Source organism: Microbacterium proteolyticum, from assembly GCF_029639405.1.
Classification (GTDB): Bacteria; Actinomycetota; Actinomycetes; order Actinomycetales; family Microbacteriaceae; genus Microbacterium.
In genome coordinates, this window is sequence record NZ_CP121274.1 from 1361314 (window position 1) to 1377890 (window position 16577).

Genomic DNA, 16577 nt, shown 5'->3' on the forward strand with positions numbered 1-16577 from the left:
CGTCCTGAGAGGAATGACATGACCACGACACCGCTCACCGGCCCCCACGATCTCGTGGAGGCCGCAGGCCACCCCACCGGCGGCGGCAACATGAAGCCGCAGTACGACGACCGGCTCGCCAACGAGGACCTCGCTCCGCTGAAGAAGCAGAAGTGGACGTCGTACAACATCTTCGCGTTCTGGATGAGCGACGTGCACTCGGTCGGCGGCTACGTCACCGCGGGTTCGCTGTTCGCCCTCGGCCTGCAGTCCTGGCAGGTGCTCGTCGCCCTGATCGCCGGCATCGTCATCGTGCAGGTCTTCGCGAACCTCGTCGCCAAGCCCAGCCAGAAGACCGGCGTCCCCTACCCGGTGATCAACCGGGTGGTGTTCGGCATCCGGGGGGCGAACATCCCCGCGATCATCCGCGGTCTCATCGCGATCGCCTGGTACGGCGTGCAGACGTTCCTCGCGGCGGAGTCGCTGAACATCGTATTCCTGAAGTTCATCCCGGGTTCCGCGGCCCTGCTCGACGTGTCGTTTGCGGGCCTGTCGGCGCTCGGCTGGATCTCGTACGCGATCCTGTGGACCGCGCAGTTCCTCCTGTTCTGGAACGGGATGGAGGTCATCCGACGCTTCATCGACTGGGCGGGCCCGGCGGTGTACCTCGTGATGATCGTGCTCGCGGTATACCTGGTGTCGCAGGCCGGCATCCAGAACATCTCCTTCACCCTGTCGACCACGCAGCTGGACTTCTGGGCCTCGATCCCCGTGATGCTCGGCGCGGTCGCCCTGGTCGTGTCGTACTTCTCCGGTCCGATGCTCAACTTCGGCGACTTCGCCCGGTACGGCAAGAGCTTCTCGGCGGTCAAGCGCGGCAACTTCTGGGGTCTGCCGATCAACTTCCTGTTCTTCTCGCTGCTCACCGTCATCACGGCATCCGCGACCGTGCCGGTGTTCGGCGAGCTGATCACCGACCCGATCAAGACGGTCGAGGCGATCGACGCGCCCTTCGCGATCCTCCTCGGCGGCCTCACGTTCGTCACCGCGACGGTCGGCATCAACATCGTCGCGAACTTCATCTCGCCCGCGTTCGACTTCTCCAACGTCGCCCCGAAGAAGATCTCGTGGCGCGCGGGCGGAATGATCGCCGCCGTCGGCTCGACCTTCCTCATGCCGTGGAACTGGTACGCCAACGACGATGCGATCCACTACTCGCTCGGCGTCCTGGGCGCGCTCATCGGACCGCTCTTCGGCATCCTGATCGCCGGGTACTACATCTCCGCCCGCCAGCGCGTGAAGGTCGACGCGATGTTCACGATGGATGCCAAAGGCCCTTACTGGTACCGCAACGGGTTCAACCCCAACGGGGTCAAGGCCGTCATCGCGGCGGGCATCCCGACGGTGGCCATCGCGGTCTTCCCGAAGCTCTTCGCCGACCTGGGTCTGTTCGACGTCTCCGCGATCAGCGACTACAGCTGGTTCATCGGCTGCGGACTCGGGTACGTCCTGTTCCTCCTGTTCGAGCGTCTCGACCCCCGCATCCCCACCTTCGCGGGTGAGGCCGAGGGCATCTCGGACGGCACCGTCGACGGGGCGGCGGCCACCGCGGCATCCGAGCCGCCGGCCATGTCGGGAGGGATCCCGGTGGATGCCACGGCCTCGGTGCCGACGGTCATCTCGGGGTCGGGCGCGACCGCGTGAGGATCCTGCTCATCAACCCCAACACCTCCCGGGCGATGACCGCGAAGATCGCGGACGCCGCCCGGGGGGTGGCGGGGCCCGACGTCCTCGTCGATGCGGTGTGCCCCGCGGTCGGTGCGGCCGCCATCGAGAGCCACGTCGACGAGGTCGCGGCCGCGGCCGCGGTCGTCGAACTGGTCACGGCCGACCGCGACGGTCCCGCGCCCGCCGACGCCTACGTCATCGCGTGCTTCGGCGACCCGGGACTCGACGCGGCGCGCGAGCTGGTCGACGCCCCGGTCGTCGGGATCGCCGAGGCCGCGATGCACCTGGCCGCGGTGTCGGGGCGGCACTTCGGCGTCGTCACGACCCTCAGCCGCACGCTCGGTCGGGCCCGTGACCTCGTCAGCCGGTACGGCATGGAGCGCGCGTGCGTGTCGCTGGCGGCGACGGGCATCCCGGTCCTCGATCTCGAGGACACCGGGTCGGACGCCGTCGCGATCATCGAGCGCTTCGCGGTCCACGCGGCTTCCGGGGGCGCGGACGTCATCGTGCTGGGCTGCGCGGGCATGGCGGACCTCTGCGCCGAGCTCACGGCCCGCGTGGGCGTGCCGGTCGTCGACGGGGTCGCGGCCGCGGTGGGCCTGGCATCCGGGATGGTGCGCATGGGCCTCGGCCCGAGCAAGCGCGACGAGTACGCGGCGCCTCCGGTGCGGGGCGTGACCGGTGCCCGTTCGGGGCGCGAATTTCCGTTTGGGGCGGGGGATGCCGTGCCCCAAACGGACGATCACGCCCCGAACCCGCAGTCGCACCCCTCCTCCCCAGCCCGAGTTTTCGCGTGAATGTTGATGACGGTTACATCGGCGAAACGCGGGGCCTTTAGCGTGATCGGCATGAGCACCAGGATCTCGGCCCGGCGCACGTTCGTGGACGGGCGCTTCGTCCCCGCGACCGTCGTGATCGATGAGGGCCGTATCGCGGCCGTGACCGTCTTCGATCCGATGGCCGACCGCGTGCTGCCCGACGACGCCGTGCTGCTGCCGGGCCTCGTCGACTCGCACGTGCACCTCGACGAGCCCGGCCGCACCGAATGGGAGGGCTTCGCCACCGGCACCGCGGCCGCCGCGGCCGGGGGAGTGACGACCGTCGTCGACATGCCGCTGAACAGCTCGCCGGTCACGACGACCCCTGCAGCTTTGGATGCCAAGCGCGCCGCCGCCGTCGGAAAGCTCGCGGTCGACGTGGCCTATTGGGGAGGAGCCGTCCCCGAGAACCTCGGCTCGCTGCGCGCGCTGACGGATGCCGGTGTGGTGGGCGTGAAGTGCTTCCTGTCGCCGAGCGGGATCGACGAGTTCGGACACCTGGATGCCGCGCAGCTCGAGGCCTGCCTCGCGGAACTCGCGGAGTTCGACGGGCTGCTGATCGTGCACGCCGAAGACCCTGCGCATCTGCACGCCGACGGCGCCCTCGGCCCGCACTACGCCGATTTCGAGGCCAGCCGCCCGCCGATGAGCGAGCGCGCGGCGATCCGTCGGGTGATCGAGGCGGCCCGCCGCACCGGAGCTCGTGCGCACATCGTGCACGTGTCCGACGGCGAGGCGCTGGACGACGTCCGTGCCGCGAAGGCCGAGGGCGTGCGCTTGACCGTCGAGACGTGCCCGCACTACCTCACGCTGGACGCCGCCGAGGTACCCGACGGAGCCGCGGCGTTCAAGTGCTGCCCGCCGATCCGCGGCGCCGCGAACCGCGACCTGCTGTGGGCAGGGGTGGTCGACGGCACCATCGACGCCATCGTCAGCGACCACTCGCCCGCGACGGTGGAGTTGAAGTCCAACCCCGACTTCGGCCTGGCCTGGGGCGGGATCGCGGGGCTCCAGACCGGACTGTCGTCGGTCCATACCGCGGCGCGGGGGCGTGGCATCCCGCTCGAAGATCTTCTGCCGCTCCTGACCACCGGACCCGCGCGCATCGCCGGACTCGCGGGCCTCGGCGTCATCGCCGCCGGCGCCCCGGCGCACCTGGTGGCGTTCGCTCCCGACGAGGAATTCACCGTGGATGCCACGGCCCTCGAGTACCGCAACCCCGTCTCGCCCTGGCACGGGCAGACGCTCGCCGGCGTCGTGCGCGAGACATGGCTGCGCGGCGAGTCGGTCTTCCGCCGCGGTGAATCGGTGACGCTCCGCTCGGGACGCGAGCTCGTGAACACGGTGGTCGAGGCGTGAGCGCCGTCCCGATCCTGCAGCCCGGCGCGGGAGCGATCCCCGGCGACCACTACGTCCCGGCGACGTCCCGAACGGTGCTGTGGGGACGCCTCCCGTGCGCGGCCGATGCCGCGGTGCTCGAGATCGCGTCGGGCGAGACCGTCACGTTCGACACCGTGAGCCACGAGGGCATCCTCGACGACCAGGGCAAAGACCCGGCGGCGTTCTTCGCGGCGCACGGTGTTCCGCCCGAGCAGGTGCTGGACGACGCGATCGAGATCGCGGCATCCGTCGCCCGCGATGTGATGGCGGACGGTCCGCACGTCGTCGTCGGCCCCGTGCACGTGCGCGGTGCGCACCCGGGCGATCTGCTGAAGATCACGGTCGAGGCGCTCGCGCCGCGCGTGCCGTACGGCGTGATCTCGAACCGTCACGGCAAGGGCGCGCTCGTGGGCGAACTGCCGCGCGGAGAGCACAACGTCAGCGTGTTCGCGTCGGTCAGCGAGCGGGACGGCGTCCTGCACGGCACGCTCCCCGTCGTCGAGGGCGGCGAGCCGGTGGTGGCGTTCCCGCTCGCGCCGTTCCTCGGGACCATGGGCGTCGCGGTCGCGGGGCACGAGCGCCCGCACTCGGTTCCGCCCGGAACCCACGGCGGCAACATCGACATCAACCTGCTCGTCGAGGGGACGACGCTGTTCCTCCCGGTGCAGGTCGAGGGGGCGCTCGCGTACGTCGGCGACCCCCACTTCGCGCAGGGAGACGGCGAGGTCGCGCTCACCGCGCTCGAGGCCTCGCTCCGGGCGACGCTGCGTTTCGAGGTGATCCCCGCGGATGCCGCCCGCGCAGCGTTCGGACACGTCACCGGCCCGCTCGTCCGGACGCCCGAGTACCTCGTGCCGACCGGTATGGACCCCGACCTGGATGCCGCGATGCGCGCCTGCGTCCGGGCGTCGCTGTCGTTGATCGGGGGCCGTTGGGGCATGGACGAGCACCTCGCGTACGCGTACCTCAGCGCCGCGACCGACTTCGACATCTCGCAGGTCGTCGACATCGTGTCCGGCGTGCACGCCCGCATCCGCGAGGCGGACTTCGCCGGGGTGCCTGCGGTGGAGCCGGTCGCGCTGGACGGCGACGACGAGGGAGGCGCCGCATGACCCCCGCGCTCGCCGCCGCCCTTGCTCGCGCCGAGGCCGCGGACGCCGCCGGCGCCGCCCCCGGCATCGTGCCGCGACGCGACGCCGATGATGGTTCAGTGTCCAAGACACGCCGCATGGCGCGGGCCGCACGCGGCGTGTCTTGGACACTCGATCGCGTCGGGGAGGAAGGGCGATGACGGATGCCACTATCCCGGGCGACCTGCGTAACGCGTTCGACGCGTACGAGCGGGCGATCGTCGCGAACGACCTCGACGCGCTCGACGCGTTCTTCGCGCCGGGTGAGGACACGCTGCGCGGCGACGGCGGCGGCCTCCTCGTCGGACACGACGCGATCAGCGGGTTCCGGGCGCTCCGCGGCGGCGTTCCCCCACGAGAGATCGCCGAGGTGCACTACCGTCCGCTCGCCCGCGGCGGCGAGGCCGTGGCATCCGGATCCCCGGAGCAAAGCACCGACGGCGACATCGCGCTCCTCGTCTCGGTCTCGGCGTTCCGCGGTGGCGGGCGGGGGCTGCAGACGCAGGTGTGGCAGCGGATCGACGGGCGCTGGCTCATCGTCGCGGCGCACGTGACCCCGCGCACGCCCGCCCTCGACCGAACGATCTGGCGCAGCGTCGGCGACCCGTTCCAGCAGGGCGCGTGGGAGGGTCCGCTCGAGGGCCTCACCGTCGCCGTCAAGGATCTGTTCGCGATCGCGGGGTTCCGCATCGGCGCGGGCAACCCGACGTTCCTCGAGGAGGCCCGCCCTGAGAAGGTCACCGCCCCGGCCGTCGCCGATCTGCTCCGTGCCGGAGCGTCGCTCCGCGGCATCGCCCGCACCGATGAGTTCGCGTACTCGATCGCGGGCGACAACGTGCACTACGGAACTCCGCCGAACGGTGCCGTCGTGGGCGCCCTCCCCGGCGGCTCGTCCAGCGGACCGGCATCCGCCGTCGCCCTGGGCCACGCCGACATCGGTCTCGCGACCGACACGGCCGGGTCCATCCGCGTGCCCGCGTCGTACCAGGGCCTCTGGGGCCTCCGCACGACGCACGATCTCGTGCCCCGGCAGGGGATGCTGCCGCTCGCGCAGTCGTTCGACACGATCGGCTGGCTCACCCGCGACGGCGAGACCCTCCACCGCGTCGCCGACTGGTGCCTGAGCTACGACGGCTCGGCCTCCACCGAGAACGTCTACGGCGCCTCCGGTGACGACCTCCCGTGGCGCTTCCTCGTGCCCGAGGAGATCCTCGACTGCGTCGAACCGGCGACCCGCGAAGCCTTCTCGCGGATGCTCGCCGCGCTCGCGGCATCCGACGATCCGCCTCCGTTCCGCGCCGTGCATTCCGGAGACCTGGATGCCACCTTCACCGCGTTCCGTACGGTCCAGGGTGCCGAGGCCTGGCGCAACGACGGGGAGTGGCTGCGCGCGCACCCCGGGGCGGTGGGTCCGGCGGTCGCGGAGCGCTTCCGCGCCGCGTCGCAGATCACCGCCGCCGAGGAAGCCGCCGCGCGCCTCGACCTCGAGTCGATCGCCGCGCACCTGGCCGAGCTCGTCGACGGTGCCGTGCTGATCTTCCCGACCGTTCCCGGCCCCGCGCCGCTCCGGACGGCGGACGTGGATGCCGTCCGCGCGGCGACCCTCCGCATGACCGCCCCCGCGGCGGCCGCGGGGCTCCCCGCGATCTCGGTGCCGCTGCTGACGGTCGCCGGCGCCCCCGTCGGCGTGTGCCTCGTGTCGCGCGCCGGCACCGACATCGCGCTCGTGCGTCTGGCCCGGCGCCTCGCGGCGCTGGTCGGGTCGGGGGCCGGCCGATGACCCGCGCCGTGTGTGCCGCGCTCCGGACAGAACGCCGCGACCCGCCTATCCCCAGCCACCCACAGCCTCGAAGGGCCCGAATCTCCGGAGCCCGGCACGCCACCCCACGTATCCCCACGTCACACCCCCGCACCACGGAGCCAAGATGACCCACCTCCCCGGCCCGATCGACCCGCCCGCGCGTCTGCTGATGGGCCCCGGCCCCATCTCGGCGTACCCGAGCGTGCTGCGCGCGATGGGCGCCCCGCTCGTCGGCCAGTACGACCCGTTCATGACCGCCACCATGAACGAAACGCAGGAGCTGTATCGCCAGGTCTGGGGCACCGAGAACGACGCAACCCTGCTCATCGACGGCACGAGCCGCGCCGGCATCGAGGCGGCGATGGTCTCGCTCATCCGCCCCGGCGACCGCGTGCTCGTCCCGGTCTTCGGCCGCTTCGGCCACCTCCTCAAGGAGATCGCCGAGCGCGCGCTCGCCGAGGTCCACACGATCGAGGTGCCGTGGGGAGAGGTCTTCCCGGTCTCGACGATCCGCGAGGCGATCGAGCGGGTGAAGCCGCACCTCGTCGCGTGCGTGCAGGGCGACACGTCGACCACGATGCTGCAGCCGCTCGACGAGATCGGCGAGATCTGCCGCGCCCACGGCGCTTTGTTCTACACCGACGCCACGGCTTCGCTCGGCGGCAACCCGTTCGAGATGGATGCCTGGGGCCTGGATGCCGCGACGGCGGGCCTGCAGAAGTGCCTCGGCGGACCCTCGGGATCGGCGCCGATCAGCCTGTCCGACCGTGCCGTCGAGGTCGTGCGGTCGCGGGCTCGGGTCGAGGCGGGGATCCGGGAGGAGGGGGATGCCGTGGCATCCGACTTCATCCGCTCGAATTACTTCGACCTGGCGATGATCCTGGACTACTGGGGTCCGCGGCGCCTGAACCACCACACCGAGGCGACCACGATGCTCTACGGCGCGCGGGAGTGCGCGCGCGTGCTGCTCCTCGAGGGACGGGATGCCGTGATCGCGCGGCACCAGCTGCACGGCGACGCGATGCTCGCCGGCGTCGAGGGCCTGGGGCTCACCGTCTTCGGCGACGTCGCGCACAAGATGACGAACGTCGTGGCGGTGGAGATCCCGGAGGCCGTCGTCGGCGACGCTGTGCGCGCCGAGCTGCTGAACGACTTCGGGATCGAGATCGGCACGTCGTTCGGTCCGCTGCACGGGCGCGTCTGGCGCATCGGCACGATGGGCTACAACGCCCGGAAGGACGCCGTGCTCACGACCCTCGCCGCGCTCGAGACGGTGCTGCGCCGTCACGGCGCGGCGGTCAGCGCGGGCGGCGGAGTCGAGGCCGCGCAGGGCGTGTACGGGGCGGCCGGATGAAGACGCGACTCCAGGTCGCGCCCGAGCGCATCGCGTCGGCCGCGCGCCGCGTGATGGGCCGCTGCGAGGAACTCGCCCGCGTCACCGCGACCCCCGGCAGCATCGAGCGCGTGTACCTGTCGCCCGAGCACGCGCGCGTGAACCGGCTCGCCGCCGAGTGGATGCGCGAACTCGGCATGTCGACCCGCCAGGACGCCGCCGGCAACCAGGTCGGCCGCCTCGCCCCCGCCGGCGCCCGCGACGCCCCGGCCCTGCTGATGGGGTCGCACCTCGACACGGTCCCGGATGCCGGACGCTTCGACGGCATCGTGGGTGTGCTGATGGCGCTCGAGGTGGTGCGGCTGGTGCGTCGCGTGGACGACGAGGGCATGGCATCCAGCCCGTTCCCGTTCGCGCTCGAGGTGATCGCGTTCTCGGACGAGGAGGGCACGCGTTTCGGCAAGGCGCTTCTCGGGTCGTCGGCCGTGGCCGGGCAGTGGGATCCGTCCTGGTGGGATCTGACGGATGCCGACGGCTCGACGCTGCGGCAGGCGTTCCGCGAGTTCGGCCTCGACCCGGGCCGCGTCGGTGAGGCCGCACGCAGACCTGCGGAGCTGGTCGGGTACCTGGAGGCGCACATCGAGCAGGGTCCCGAGCTCGACCGGGCGGGGCTGCCGCTTGCGGCGGTGTCGTCGATCGCGTCGGCGCGGCGGTTCCAGCTCGTCGTCGAGGGCGAGGCCCGGCACGCCGGCGGAACACCGTACGACATGCGCCGCGACGCGCTGCTCGGGGCGAGCGAGGCGGCGCTCGCCGTGGAGCGGATCTGCCGCGCGGAGCACCACATCGTCGGCACGGTCGGACAGCTCGAGGCGTTCCCGGGGGCGGTGAACGTCGTGCCCGGCGAGGCGGTCTTCTCGCTCGACCTGCGCGGCGAGTTCGACGAGACCCGCGACCACACGTGGTCGGAGATCTCCGCGGAATTGGATGCCATCATGGGCCGCCGCGGCCTCCGCTGGCGGTCGCGCGAAGTGCACTCCGCGCCGGCGGTGTTCTGCGAGCCGTTGCTGCAGGACGTGGTGCGGGCAGGTATTGGGGGTGAGGCCCCGACCTTGTTCAGTCGCGCCGGTCACGACGCGATGGCGATCGGGGCCATCACCGGGGTGGGGATGCTGTTCCTCCGCAACCCCGACGGGATCAGTCACCACCCCGACGAGGCCGTCTCCGGCGCCGACGTCGCGGCGGGGATCCGGGCACTCGCCGAGGCGGTGCTGGGGCTGGGGGCGGAGCGGGGGTGACGCCCTCAGCCGCTGGCGTTGGGAGCGAACCATGTCGCTCTCAACTCTGATCAGCAGGCCGGGGCGGTCGTGTAGGTAACCGTATTGTGCGTCGTTGTCGTGGAATCGTCGTAGTGCTGCGCGCTCGCCGTGAGTACGCCCGTGTCCACCGAGGTCCCGTTGACGGAGAGGTCTCCGTTGGGTGCAAGGAAGGCGAGGTGACCGACCGCTTTCGATCCTGAGGGCACGGTGAAGCTCCGGCGCACCGAACCGTTTGCGTCGTAGTAGTGGCCGCCCGACGCAGTCACGTAGGTCGTCGTGTTGTGCCAGGTCGCATCGTCATATCGTTGAGCCGTCGCGCTGAGGACGCCGCTGTCAACCACAGTGCCGTTGAGGACGAGATCCCCGCTCGGCGTGATGAAGGCGAGGTAGCCGACGGCCTTCGAACCGGCGGGCACGTTGTTGTAACTCAGACGCACCGGGCCGTTCGCATCAAAATAATGCCCTCCCGACGCGTCGACATACGTGGCGGTGTTGTGCCAGGTGGTGTCGTCATAGCGATGAGCCGTCGCGCTCGTGACGCCCGTGGCGACGAGCGTCCCATTCTGGCGGAGGTCGCCGGTGGACGAGAGAAAGGCGAGGTAACCGATTGCCTGGGAACCGGCCGGGACGTCGCTGAATGTCAGACGAACCGGACCATTTGCGTCGTAGTAGTGCGCGCCCGAGGCATCCACGTAGGTGGCCGTGTTGTGCCAGGCGCCTGTCGCGTCGTCGTACCTGTGGGCAGTTGCGCTCGTGACCCCGTTTGCCACAAGCCCTCCGTTCTGGCGCAGCTCACCGTTCGGCGCGAGAAATGCGAGATATCCCACCGCTGTCGCGCCTGCGGCTACGTCACTGAAGCTCTGCCGCAGTGGCTGACCCGGAGTCTGATTCCGGAGTGCGAAGGAATCGTAGTATCGCGCGGCCGACGAAGCCGGGACTGGCGCGATAACGCTCGCGCTTGAGCTAGTCGCGCCCAACGCAACTGCTGAGAGAGTTTGAGATCCGCCCACCGCAGGCACATTGATCGACGGCAGCGACACCTTTCCGCTCCCATCACTCGCGCCGGTGTACGTTGCCGCTCCACCGCTGAACGTGTACCCCCCGCTCAGCGTCACGGTGACGCTCTGGCCGGCGGTCGGCACGCCGCCCACCGTGACGGTCACGTACGCGCCGGTGATCGTGCCGCAGGCGGTGCCGCTGTACGACGCCTTGTCGAACGCGAGCGCCGTCACGCCCGACGCGGAGGCCATGGGTGCGATGGACGCCGCTGCGATGACGGGCACCGACCATGCGGCGCCGGTCAGGATCGTGCGGCGGGACGGAGCGGAGGTGCGGGACGAAGCTGCTGAGGTTTCGGGCTCGTGAGACATAGGGATGCCTTTCGGGTTCGGGTCTCGTCAGCATCCCGATGGCCCATCGCCGCGGCCAAGCGCGGGTTGTCCGTGGCGGCGAGGGTGACGACATGACCGCGCAGCTCGGCGACTCTAGGGCGAGCGCGCGATTCACCGGGTGAATCGCGCGCGCTCTCGCGGGCGGGGCGGGTGGACAGCGCCGACGCTGGGAGCACGTCCTATTCAGATCGGAGCACCATGGCGCGTAGTCTCCGGGCCGAAGGATCCGCGGTCACCGCCTGGTTCGCGGATCGCTCCCTCGCGGCCGCGCCAACTGCCGAGGGCCCGACGATCCTCATCGTCGACGAAGGAGAGGTCGCCGCCCTCACCATCCGGCGCCTGTGGCACACCGCCCTCACGATCGAGCCGGTGCCCGCCGCCCGAGGCGGTTCGACGCTCGTGCTCCAGGCCGAGGGGACGGCTGCGTTCGGGCTGAGGGGCGCGAGCGCCGAGCTTCAAGCCGGTGAAGCTCTCGTCTACCCCGACGCCGCACTGCATCATGCGACCACCAGCCACCCCACCGCCCGCATCGAAGTTTTTTCCGCGAACAGCCTCCTCGACCACCCCGTCCCGCTCCCCGGCGCCGACGACAGCCCGGCGTGGCGGGCATTGGCATCCACCGTCAACGCGATCCTGAACGGCGATCACCGCCTCGGCGTCGCCGCGGAATTGGCGCTCGGACACGCGATCGAGAGCCTGTGCGCCGCGCTCATCGCCGGACGACCCGGAGCGGATACCGATGCCTCGGGATTCCGTTCGTCGCAGGCCACTTTCGCCGCCGCGACGCGCGTGCTGACCGAGCGTGCCGCCGACCCGGAGTTCACGGTCGAGGAGCTCGCCCGCACGCTCGACGTCTCGCGGCAGTACCTCGCGCGCGTCTTCGCGCGGCACGGCAGCACGCCGAGTTCGGCCCTTCGCAGCCGTCGCCTCGAACTCGCCGATGCCCTCGCGGCCGCGGGCTTGTCGTCCACCGAGATCGCGCAGCGGTCGGGTTTCCCGTCGACCCGCGCTCTGTCGCACGCTCGCCGCGACCGCGACACCCGCCGCTGACGCGGCGACGATGGATATGCGGGTGAAATCGCACGCCCCTCGGGCTAGGCCGGTCTTGACGCGAGGCAAGTCCGGGGTAGATTCTTGAAATGAGAGCCCAGAAGACGCGGACGGTGCTGAAGCACCTCAAGCGGCTCGGATGGATCCGGCTGCGCGGCGGGCAGGGGAGTCACGAACTCTGGGGCCTCCCCGACGGATCTCAGAGAGCATCGATTCCCGTCGGGCACCGAGAGGTGTCGGTGGGTGTGTTGCGACAGATCGAAAGAGCCGGGGCCACGCTTCCCCCGACCTGGAAGTGAGAGGAATCCGATGAGTATCCAGACCTTCGACGTGACTGTGGAGCGCGAAGGACGGTGGTGGGTGTTCGACATCCCCCGGCTCGGCACAGGTGGACAAGCTCGCTCGCTCGAGGAAGTCGACCGTGAGGCGCAGGGTGTCGCCGCGATGTGGCTCGACGTCGACCCCGCCGAGGTCGCCGTCCGTCTCGAAGTCAGCGGGGCGGAGCAGCTGCTCGCCGAATGGGTCGCCGCCGAGCATGACGAAGCGGAAGCGCGCCGCGCGCAGGCACGTGCAGCCGAACGTCGCCGCGCCGTCGTCACGGCCCTCCGCGCCAACTACACCGCTCCCGACGTCGGACGAGTGCTCGGAATCAGCAAGCAGCGGGTGTACCAGATCGAGAAGGCGAAGGCGTCCTAGCCGGTGGCCACCGGAAGCCGACTGGCCCGCGACGCCCCGACCCGCGGCCGGAAGAATCGACGCATGACCGACGCCCCTGGCATCCTGCACCTGCTCGCCTTCGCCGCGGAACCGGGCGGCGGCAACCCCGCAGGAGTGGTCCTGGATGCCATGGCCCTCGACGGCGCCGACATGCTGCGGATCGCGGCTGACCTGGGGTATCCCGAGACGGCGTACGTCACGGCCCGCGATGGGGAGCGGCTGCGGGTGCGCTACTTCTCGCCCGAGGCCGAGGTGCCGTTCTGCGGGCACGCGACGATCGCGACGGCGGTCGCCCTCGTCGAAGCATCGGGACCGGGGGAGTTCGTGTTCGAGACATCCGCGGGCGACGTGCGCGTGTCGACGCGGGACGAGGACGGCCGGATCGCGGCGGGATTCACGAGCGTCGAGCCGACGGTCCGCGATTTCGCCGACCCCGCACCCTTGCTCGCGCTGCTCGGACTCGACGCCGATGACCTTGACCCGCGGATGCCGCTCGCCGAGGCCTTCGCGGGGAACTGGCATCCGGTGGTCGCCGTCCGCACGATCGAGCGGTTCGACGGGTTCGGATACGACTCGGCCGCGCTGCGTGTGCTGATGGATGAACGCGGGTGGACGGGAACCGTCACGGTGGTGCACGTCGACGGCGAGGTCGCCGACGGCGCGATGATCGAGGCGCGCAACCTGTTCCCGGTCGGCGACATCACCGAGGACCCGGCCACGGGCTCGGCGGCTGCCGCGCTCGGCGCCTACCTCCGCGACCGCGTCGGAATCACGACGCCGTTCCACGTCACCGTGCATCAGGGGCGGCACATCGGTCGCCCGAGCGTCCTCGAGGTGGACGCGCCGCCGGTCGGTGGCATCCAGGTGTCCGGGACGGCCGTGCCGCTGGAGGGCTGACCTTCCGCGGGGGTATGTCCCGAGTCTGGTTGGCTGGACTCTACTCAGGCGGCGAAAAGTGGGACATGCACCCCCATAAGTGGGACGAGGGGCCAGCGCCGCGTCGGCGACCCGAACCCATGTCCCACTTCATGCTGTCTGAGGCCCCTCCAAACAGCAACAACTGGGACATGCGCCCCCATAAGTGGGACGAGGGGGGAACAGCAACGCCTCACTCCCCGCCGGCCAACCTCCACACGCGGTCGCGCGAGAACGGCAGCTCGTAACCGCGGCGGCCGAGGGCGCGGGAGACGGCGTTGCCGATCGCGGCGCCCACCGGGTTGTACGGCGATTCGCTCATCGACTTCGCGCCGAACGGACCCAGCGCATCGTCGGTCTCCGCGAAGTACACCTCGGTGTCGGGCACGTCGGCGAACTGCGGCACGCGGTACGTGCGGAACACGGCGTTCTGCACCACCCCGTCCTCGAGCATCACCTCTTCGTACAGCGCGCCGCCGAGGGCCTGCGCGGCGCCGCCCTCGATCTGCCCGCGGCACTGCTCCGGGTTGATCACGACACCGGCGTCGGCCGTCTGGATCGACTGCAGCACTCTCACCGTCCCGGTCTCGGGGTCGACGGCCACCCGCACCGCGTGGACGTTGAACGCGAGCGAGCGGAAGTCGCCGAACTCCGCGCCGTCCGCCGTGAGTCCGTGTTCGTCGCGGAGCGTGGCGGGGGCGGCATCCACGATCCGTTCCCACGAGACGAGCTCATCTCCGGCCAGAACCCCGGATGCCACGACCTCCGCCGACACCACGTCGCCCCCGGTCAGCTGCGCGGCGATGTCGACCATGCGCCGCCGCAGCACGGTGCACGCCGCGTGGAGCGCCTTGCCGGCGACCGTCGTGCCGGCCGACGCGAAGGCGCCGGTGTCGTGGCGGACGGCGTCGGTGTCAGCGGCCCAGAGTTCCAGGCGGTCGTGCGGGACGTCGAGAACGGTCGCCGCGATCTGCCGGTGCACGGTTGAGGTGCCGTTGCCGAACTCCGCGGTGCCGACGCGCAGCAGGAAGGTGCCGTCGGGGCGCAGGGTCGCCGTCGTGTGCGCGATGTGCCCGCGCGGGGCCATCGTTGCGATCATCGCGGCCGCCATCCCCTCGCCCACCGCCCAGCCCGCGGGAGCCTCGACGCCGTTGCCGCGCCGCAGCGCGTCCTGCGCGAGATCGAGGCACTGGTCGAGGCCGTAACTGCCCCAGATCAGGTCTTCCTCGTACTTCTCGTCTTCGTCGGGGTGGAGAGGGTCGCCCTCCTTCACCACGTTGATCCGGCGCAGGTCGAACGGGTCGATGCCGAGCTCCTCGGCGAGAGCGTCCATCGCCGACTCCACCGCGAACACGACCTGCCCGAGCCCGTAGCCGCGGAACGCCCCCGACGGCGGGTTGTTCGTGTACACCGCTTCGGCGTCGGTCCACTTCGTCGGCACGCGGTACAGCGTCGTCGACTCGGCGCACGAGTGGAACAGCACGCCGATCGCGTGATTGCCGTACGCGCCGGTGTCGCTGAGGACGTCGAGCTTCATCGCGGTCAGGCGCCCCTCGGCATCCGCCCCCAGCGTGGTGCGTACGCGCATCGGATGCCGGAGCGAGGCCCGCACGAACTGGTCGGTGCGCGAGTACTCGTACGCGACCGGACGACCGAGCTTCAGCACGGCGAGGGCCGTGAGGTCTTCCGTGAACAGCTCCTGCTTGCCGCCGAAGCCACCGCCGACGCGGGTCGCGAACACGCGGATGCGGTCGCGCTCGAGCCCGAGGATGTGCGCGAGCTCGTTGCGCGCGAGGAACGGCACCTGGGTCGACGAGCGGATGACGAGACGCCCGTCGTCGTCGAGCCAGCCGACGGCGCCGTGCGTTTCGAGAGCCGCATGGGTGACCCGCGCCGACCGCCACTCGCCCGTGACGGTGACGTGGCTCGCCTCGAGGGCCGCGTCGATGTCGCCGCCGTGGCCCGTGTGGAATCCGGCGACGACGTTGCGTCCGGCGTCCATCACCCGTTCGTCGGGCGTGCGGTCGGGGTGCAGCAGCGGGGCTCCGGGCCGTCGCGCGTCCTCGGGGTCGAAGACGGCGGGCAGCACGTCGTACTCGACGCGGACCGCGCGGCAGCCGGCATCCGCCGCTTCCGCCGTCTCGGCGACGACCGCCGCGACCCGCTGGCCGACGTGGCGGACGACGTCGTCGAGCATCCGCGTGTCGTCAGGGTCGTCGGTGCGGTGCTCGTGGCGGCCGGTCGAGTAGCGGATGTCGGGGACGTCGAGGTGGGTGAAGACCGCCACGACACCGGGTGTTGCGAGGGCCGCGGCCGTGTCGATCGAGGTGATCCGCGCGTGTGCGTGGGGTGAGGTGACGACGCGCAGCACGAGCGGCGGTCCGCCCGGCACGGGCTCGTCGAAGGTGAAGGGCTCCTTGCCCTGCACGATGCGGCGGGCGGCCTCGGGGGCGACCGAGGCGCCGACGCGGCCGGCGTCCGTGGCCGCGCGTCCGGTCTCGCGCACGGGACCGAGCACCGACTCGCGGATCGCCTCGCGGATCGGGCGGTACCCCGTGCACCGGCACAGGTTGCCCTTCATGCGGCGGTCGAGGTCGTCGAGGTCGCCTGCGCACAGCGTGGAGGCCGTGACGCTCATCCCCGGGGTGCAGAACCCGCACTGGAACCCGAATCCGGATGCCAGCGCCTCCTGCACCGGGTGCAACTCGTCGCCCGGGGCGAGCCCCGCGGCCGTCGTGATCGAACGTCCCTCGAGACGCATCGCCGGGACGATGCAGGAGTGCGTCGGCTCACCGTCGAGCAGCACCGAGCACGCGCCGCAGTCGCCCGCGTCGCATCCCTTCTTCACCTCGACGTGCCCGGTCTCGCGCAGCAGCGTGCGCGCGCACTGACCGGGCCGCGGGTCGGCCTCGACGGCGGACCCGTTGACCTGGAACTTCACTCGGTGTCCTCCCGGTGGACGTGTGCCGGGCGGCGGCTGTGCCGCGCTCCGGAGAAAGAGGGCCGAAGCGCGGGGCCG

General features: G+C 71.1%; 14 protein-coding genes. 12 read left to right on the forward strand and 2 right to left on the reverse strand.

The window, feature by feature from the left end; all coding sequences use genetic code 11:
* Window positions 1-18: 18 nt before the first annotated feature.
* From P8R59_RS07140 to P8R59_RS07175, 8 genes are all read left to right on the forward strand, one after another.
* The gene (locus tag P8R59_RS07140; protein WP_278103343.1) at window positions 19-1683 is read left to right on the forward strand and encodes an NCS1 family nucleobase:cation symporter-1; all 1665 of its coding nucleotides are present in this window, start codon (window positions 19-21) and stop codon (window positions 1681-1683) included.
* On the forward strand, window positions 1680-2504 hold the full coding sequence (locus P8R59_RS07145) for an aspartate/glutamate racemase family protein (protein ID WP_278103344.1): 825 nt from the start codon (window positions 1680-1682) through the stop codon (window positions 2502-2504). Before P8R59_RS07140 ends, P8R59_RS07145 begins: the two co-directional genes overlap by 4 nt.
* Before the next feature lie 51 nt (window positions 2505-2555).
* Window positions 2556-3884, forward strand: a complete 1329-nt coding sequence (gene allB, locus P8R59_RS07150) for an allantoinase AllB (protein WP_278103345.1) — start codon at window positions 2556-2558, stop codon at window positions 3882-3884.
* Entirely contained in the window at window positions 3881-5017 is a 1137-nt protein-coding gene (locus P8R59_RS07155; protein ID WP_278103346.1) for an acetamidase/formamidase family protein, read from the forward strand. The genes allB and P8R59_RS07155 overlap by 4 nt, the downstream gene beginning before the upstream one ends.
* Window positions 5014-5196, forward strand: coding sequence for a hypothetical protein (locus P8R59_RS07160; protein ID WP_278103347.1), 183 nt, complete (start codon window positions 5014-5016; stop codon window positions 5194-5196). Before P8R59_RS07155 ends, P8R59_RS07160 begins: the two co-directional genes overlap by 4 nt.
* The gene (locus tag P8R59_RS07165) at window positions 5193-6815 is read left to right on the forward strand and encodes an AtzH-like domain-containing protein (RefSeq protein WP_278103348.1); all 1623 of its coding nucleotides are present in this window, start codon (window positions 5193-5195) and stop codon (window positions 6813-6815) included. The genes P8R59_RS07160 and P8R59_RS07165 overlap by 4 nt, the downstream gene beginning before the upstream one ends.
* Before the next feature lie 145 nt (window positions 6816-6960).
* A complete protein-coding gene (locus tag P8R59_RS07170) occupies window positions 6961-8190 on the forward strand; it encodes a pyridoxal-phosphate-dependent aminotransferase family protein (RefSeq protein ID WP_278103349.1) in 1230 nt (409 codons plus the stop codon).
* Window positions 8187-9464 (forward strand): allantoate amidohydrolase, encoded by a 1278-nt coding sequence (locus P8R59_RS07175; protein ID WP_278103350.1) that lies wholly within the window; start codon window positions 8187-8189, stop codon window positions 9462-9464. The genes P8R59_RS07170 and P8R59_RS07175 overlap by 4 nt, the downstream gene beginning before the upstream one ends.
* A gap of 50 nt (window positions 9465-9514) precedes the next feature.
* Here the strand turns inward: P8R59_RS07175 and P8R59_RS07180 are convergent, their stop codons facing one another.
* A complete protein-coding gene (locus P8R59_RS07180; protein WP_278103351.1) occupies window positions 9515-10855 on the reverse strand; it encodes a hypothetical protein in 1341 nt (446 codons plus the stop codon).
* A 219-nt stretch (window positions 10856-11074) separates the two neighbouring features.
* Between P8R59_RS07180 and P8R59_RS07185 the strand changes: the two genes are divergently transcribed.
* From P8R59_RS07185 to P8R59_RS07200, 4 genes are all read left to right on the forward strand, one after another.
* The gene (locus P8R59_RS07185; protein WP_278103352.1) at window positions 11075-11926 is read left to right on the forward strand and encodes a helix-turn-helix domain-containing protein; all 852 of its coding nucleotides are present in this window, start codon (window positions 11075-11077) and stop codon (window positions 11924-11926) included.
* Window positions 11927-12015: 89 nt separating this feature from the next.
* Window positions 12016-12225 carry a type II toxin-antitoxin system HicA family toxin gene (locus P8R59_RS07190; RefSeq protein ID WP_278103353.1) on the forward strand — a complete coding sequence of 70 codons (210 nt, stop codon included), beginning with the start codon at window positions 12016-12018 and terminating at the stop codon, window positions 12223-12225.
* A gap of 10 nt (window positions 12226-12235) precedes the next feature.
* Window positions 12236-12622, forward strand: coding sequence for an antitoxin HicB (locus tag P8R59_RS07195; RefSeq protein WP_278103354.1), 387 nt, complete (start codon window positions 12236-12238; stop codon window positions 12620-12622).
* A 63-nt stretch (window positions 12623-12685) separates the two neighbouring features.
* Window positions 12686-13540, forward strand: coding sequence for a PhzF family phenazine biosynthesis protein (locus P8R59_RS07200; RefSeq protein ID WP_278103355.1), 855 nt, complete (start codon window positions 12686-12688; stop codon window positions 13538-13540).
* 211 nt (window positions 13541-13751) lie between these two features.
* Here the strand turns inward: P8R59_RS07200 and P8R59_RS07205 are convergent, their stop codons facing one another.
* Window positions 13752-16499, reverse strand: coding sequence for a molybdopterin-dependent oxidoreductase (locus P8R59_RS07205; RefSeq protein ID WP_278103356.1), 2748 nt, complete (start codon window positions 16497-16499; stop codon window positions 13752-13754).
* Window positions 16500-16577: the final 78 nt, after the last annotated feature.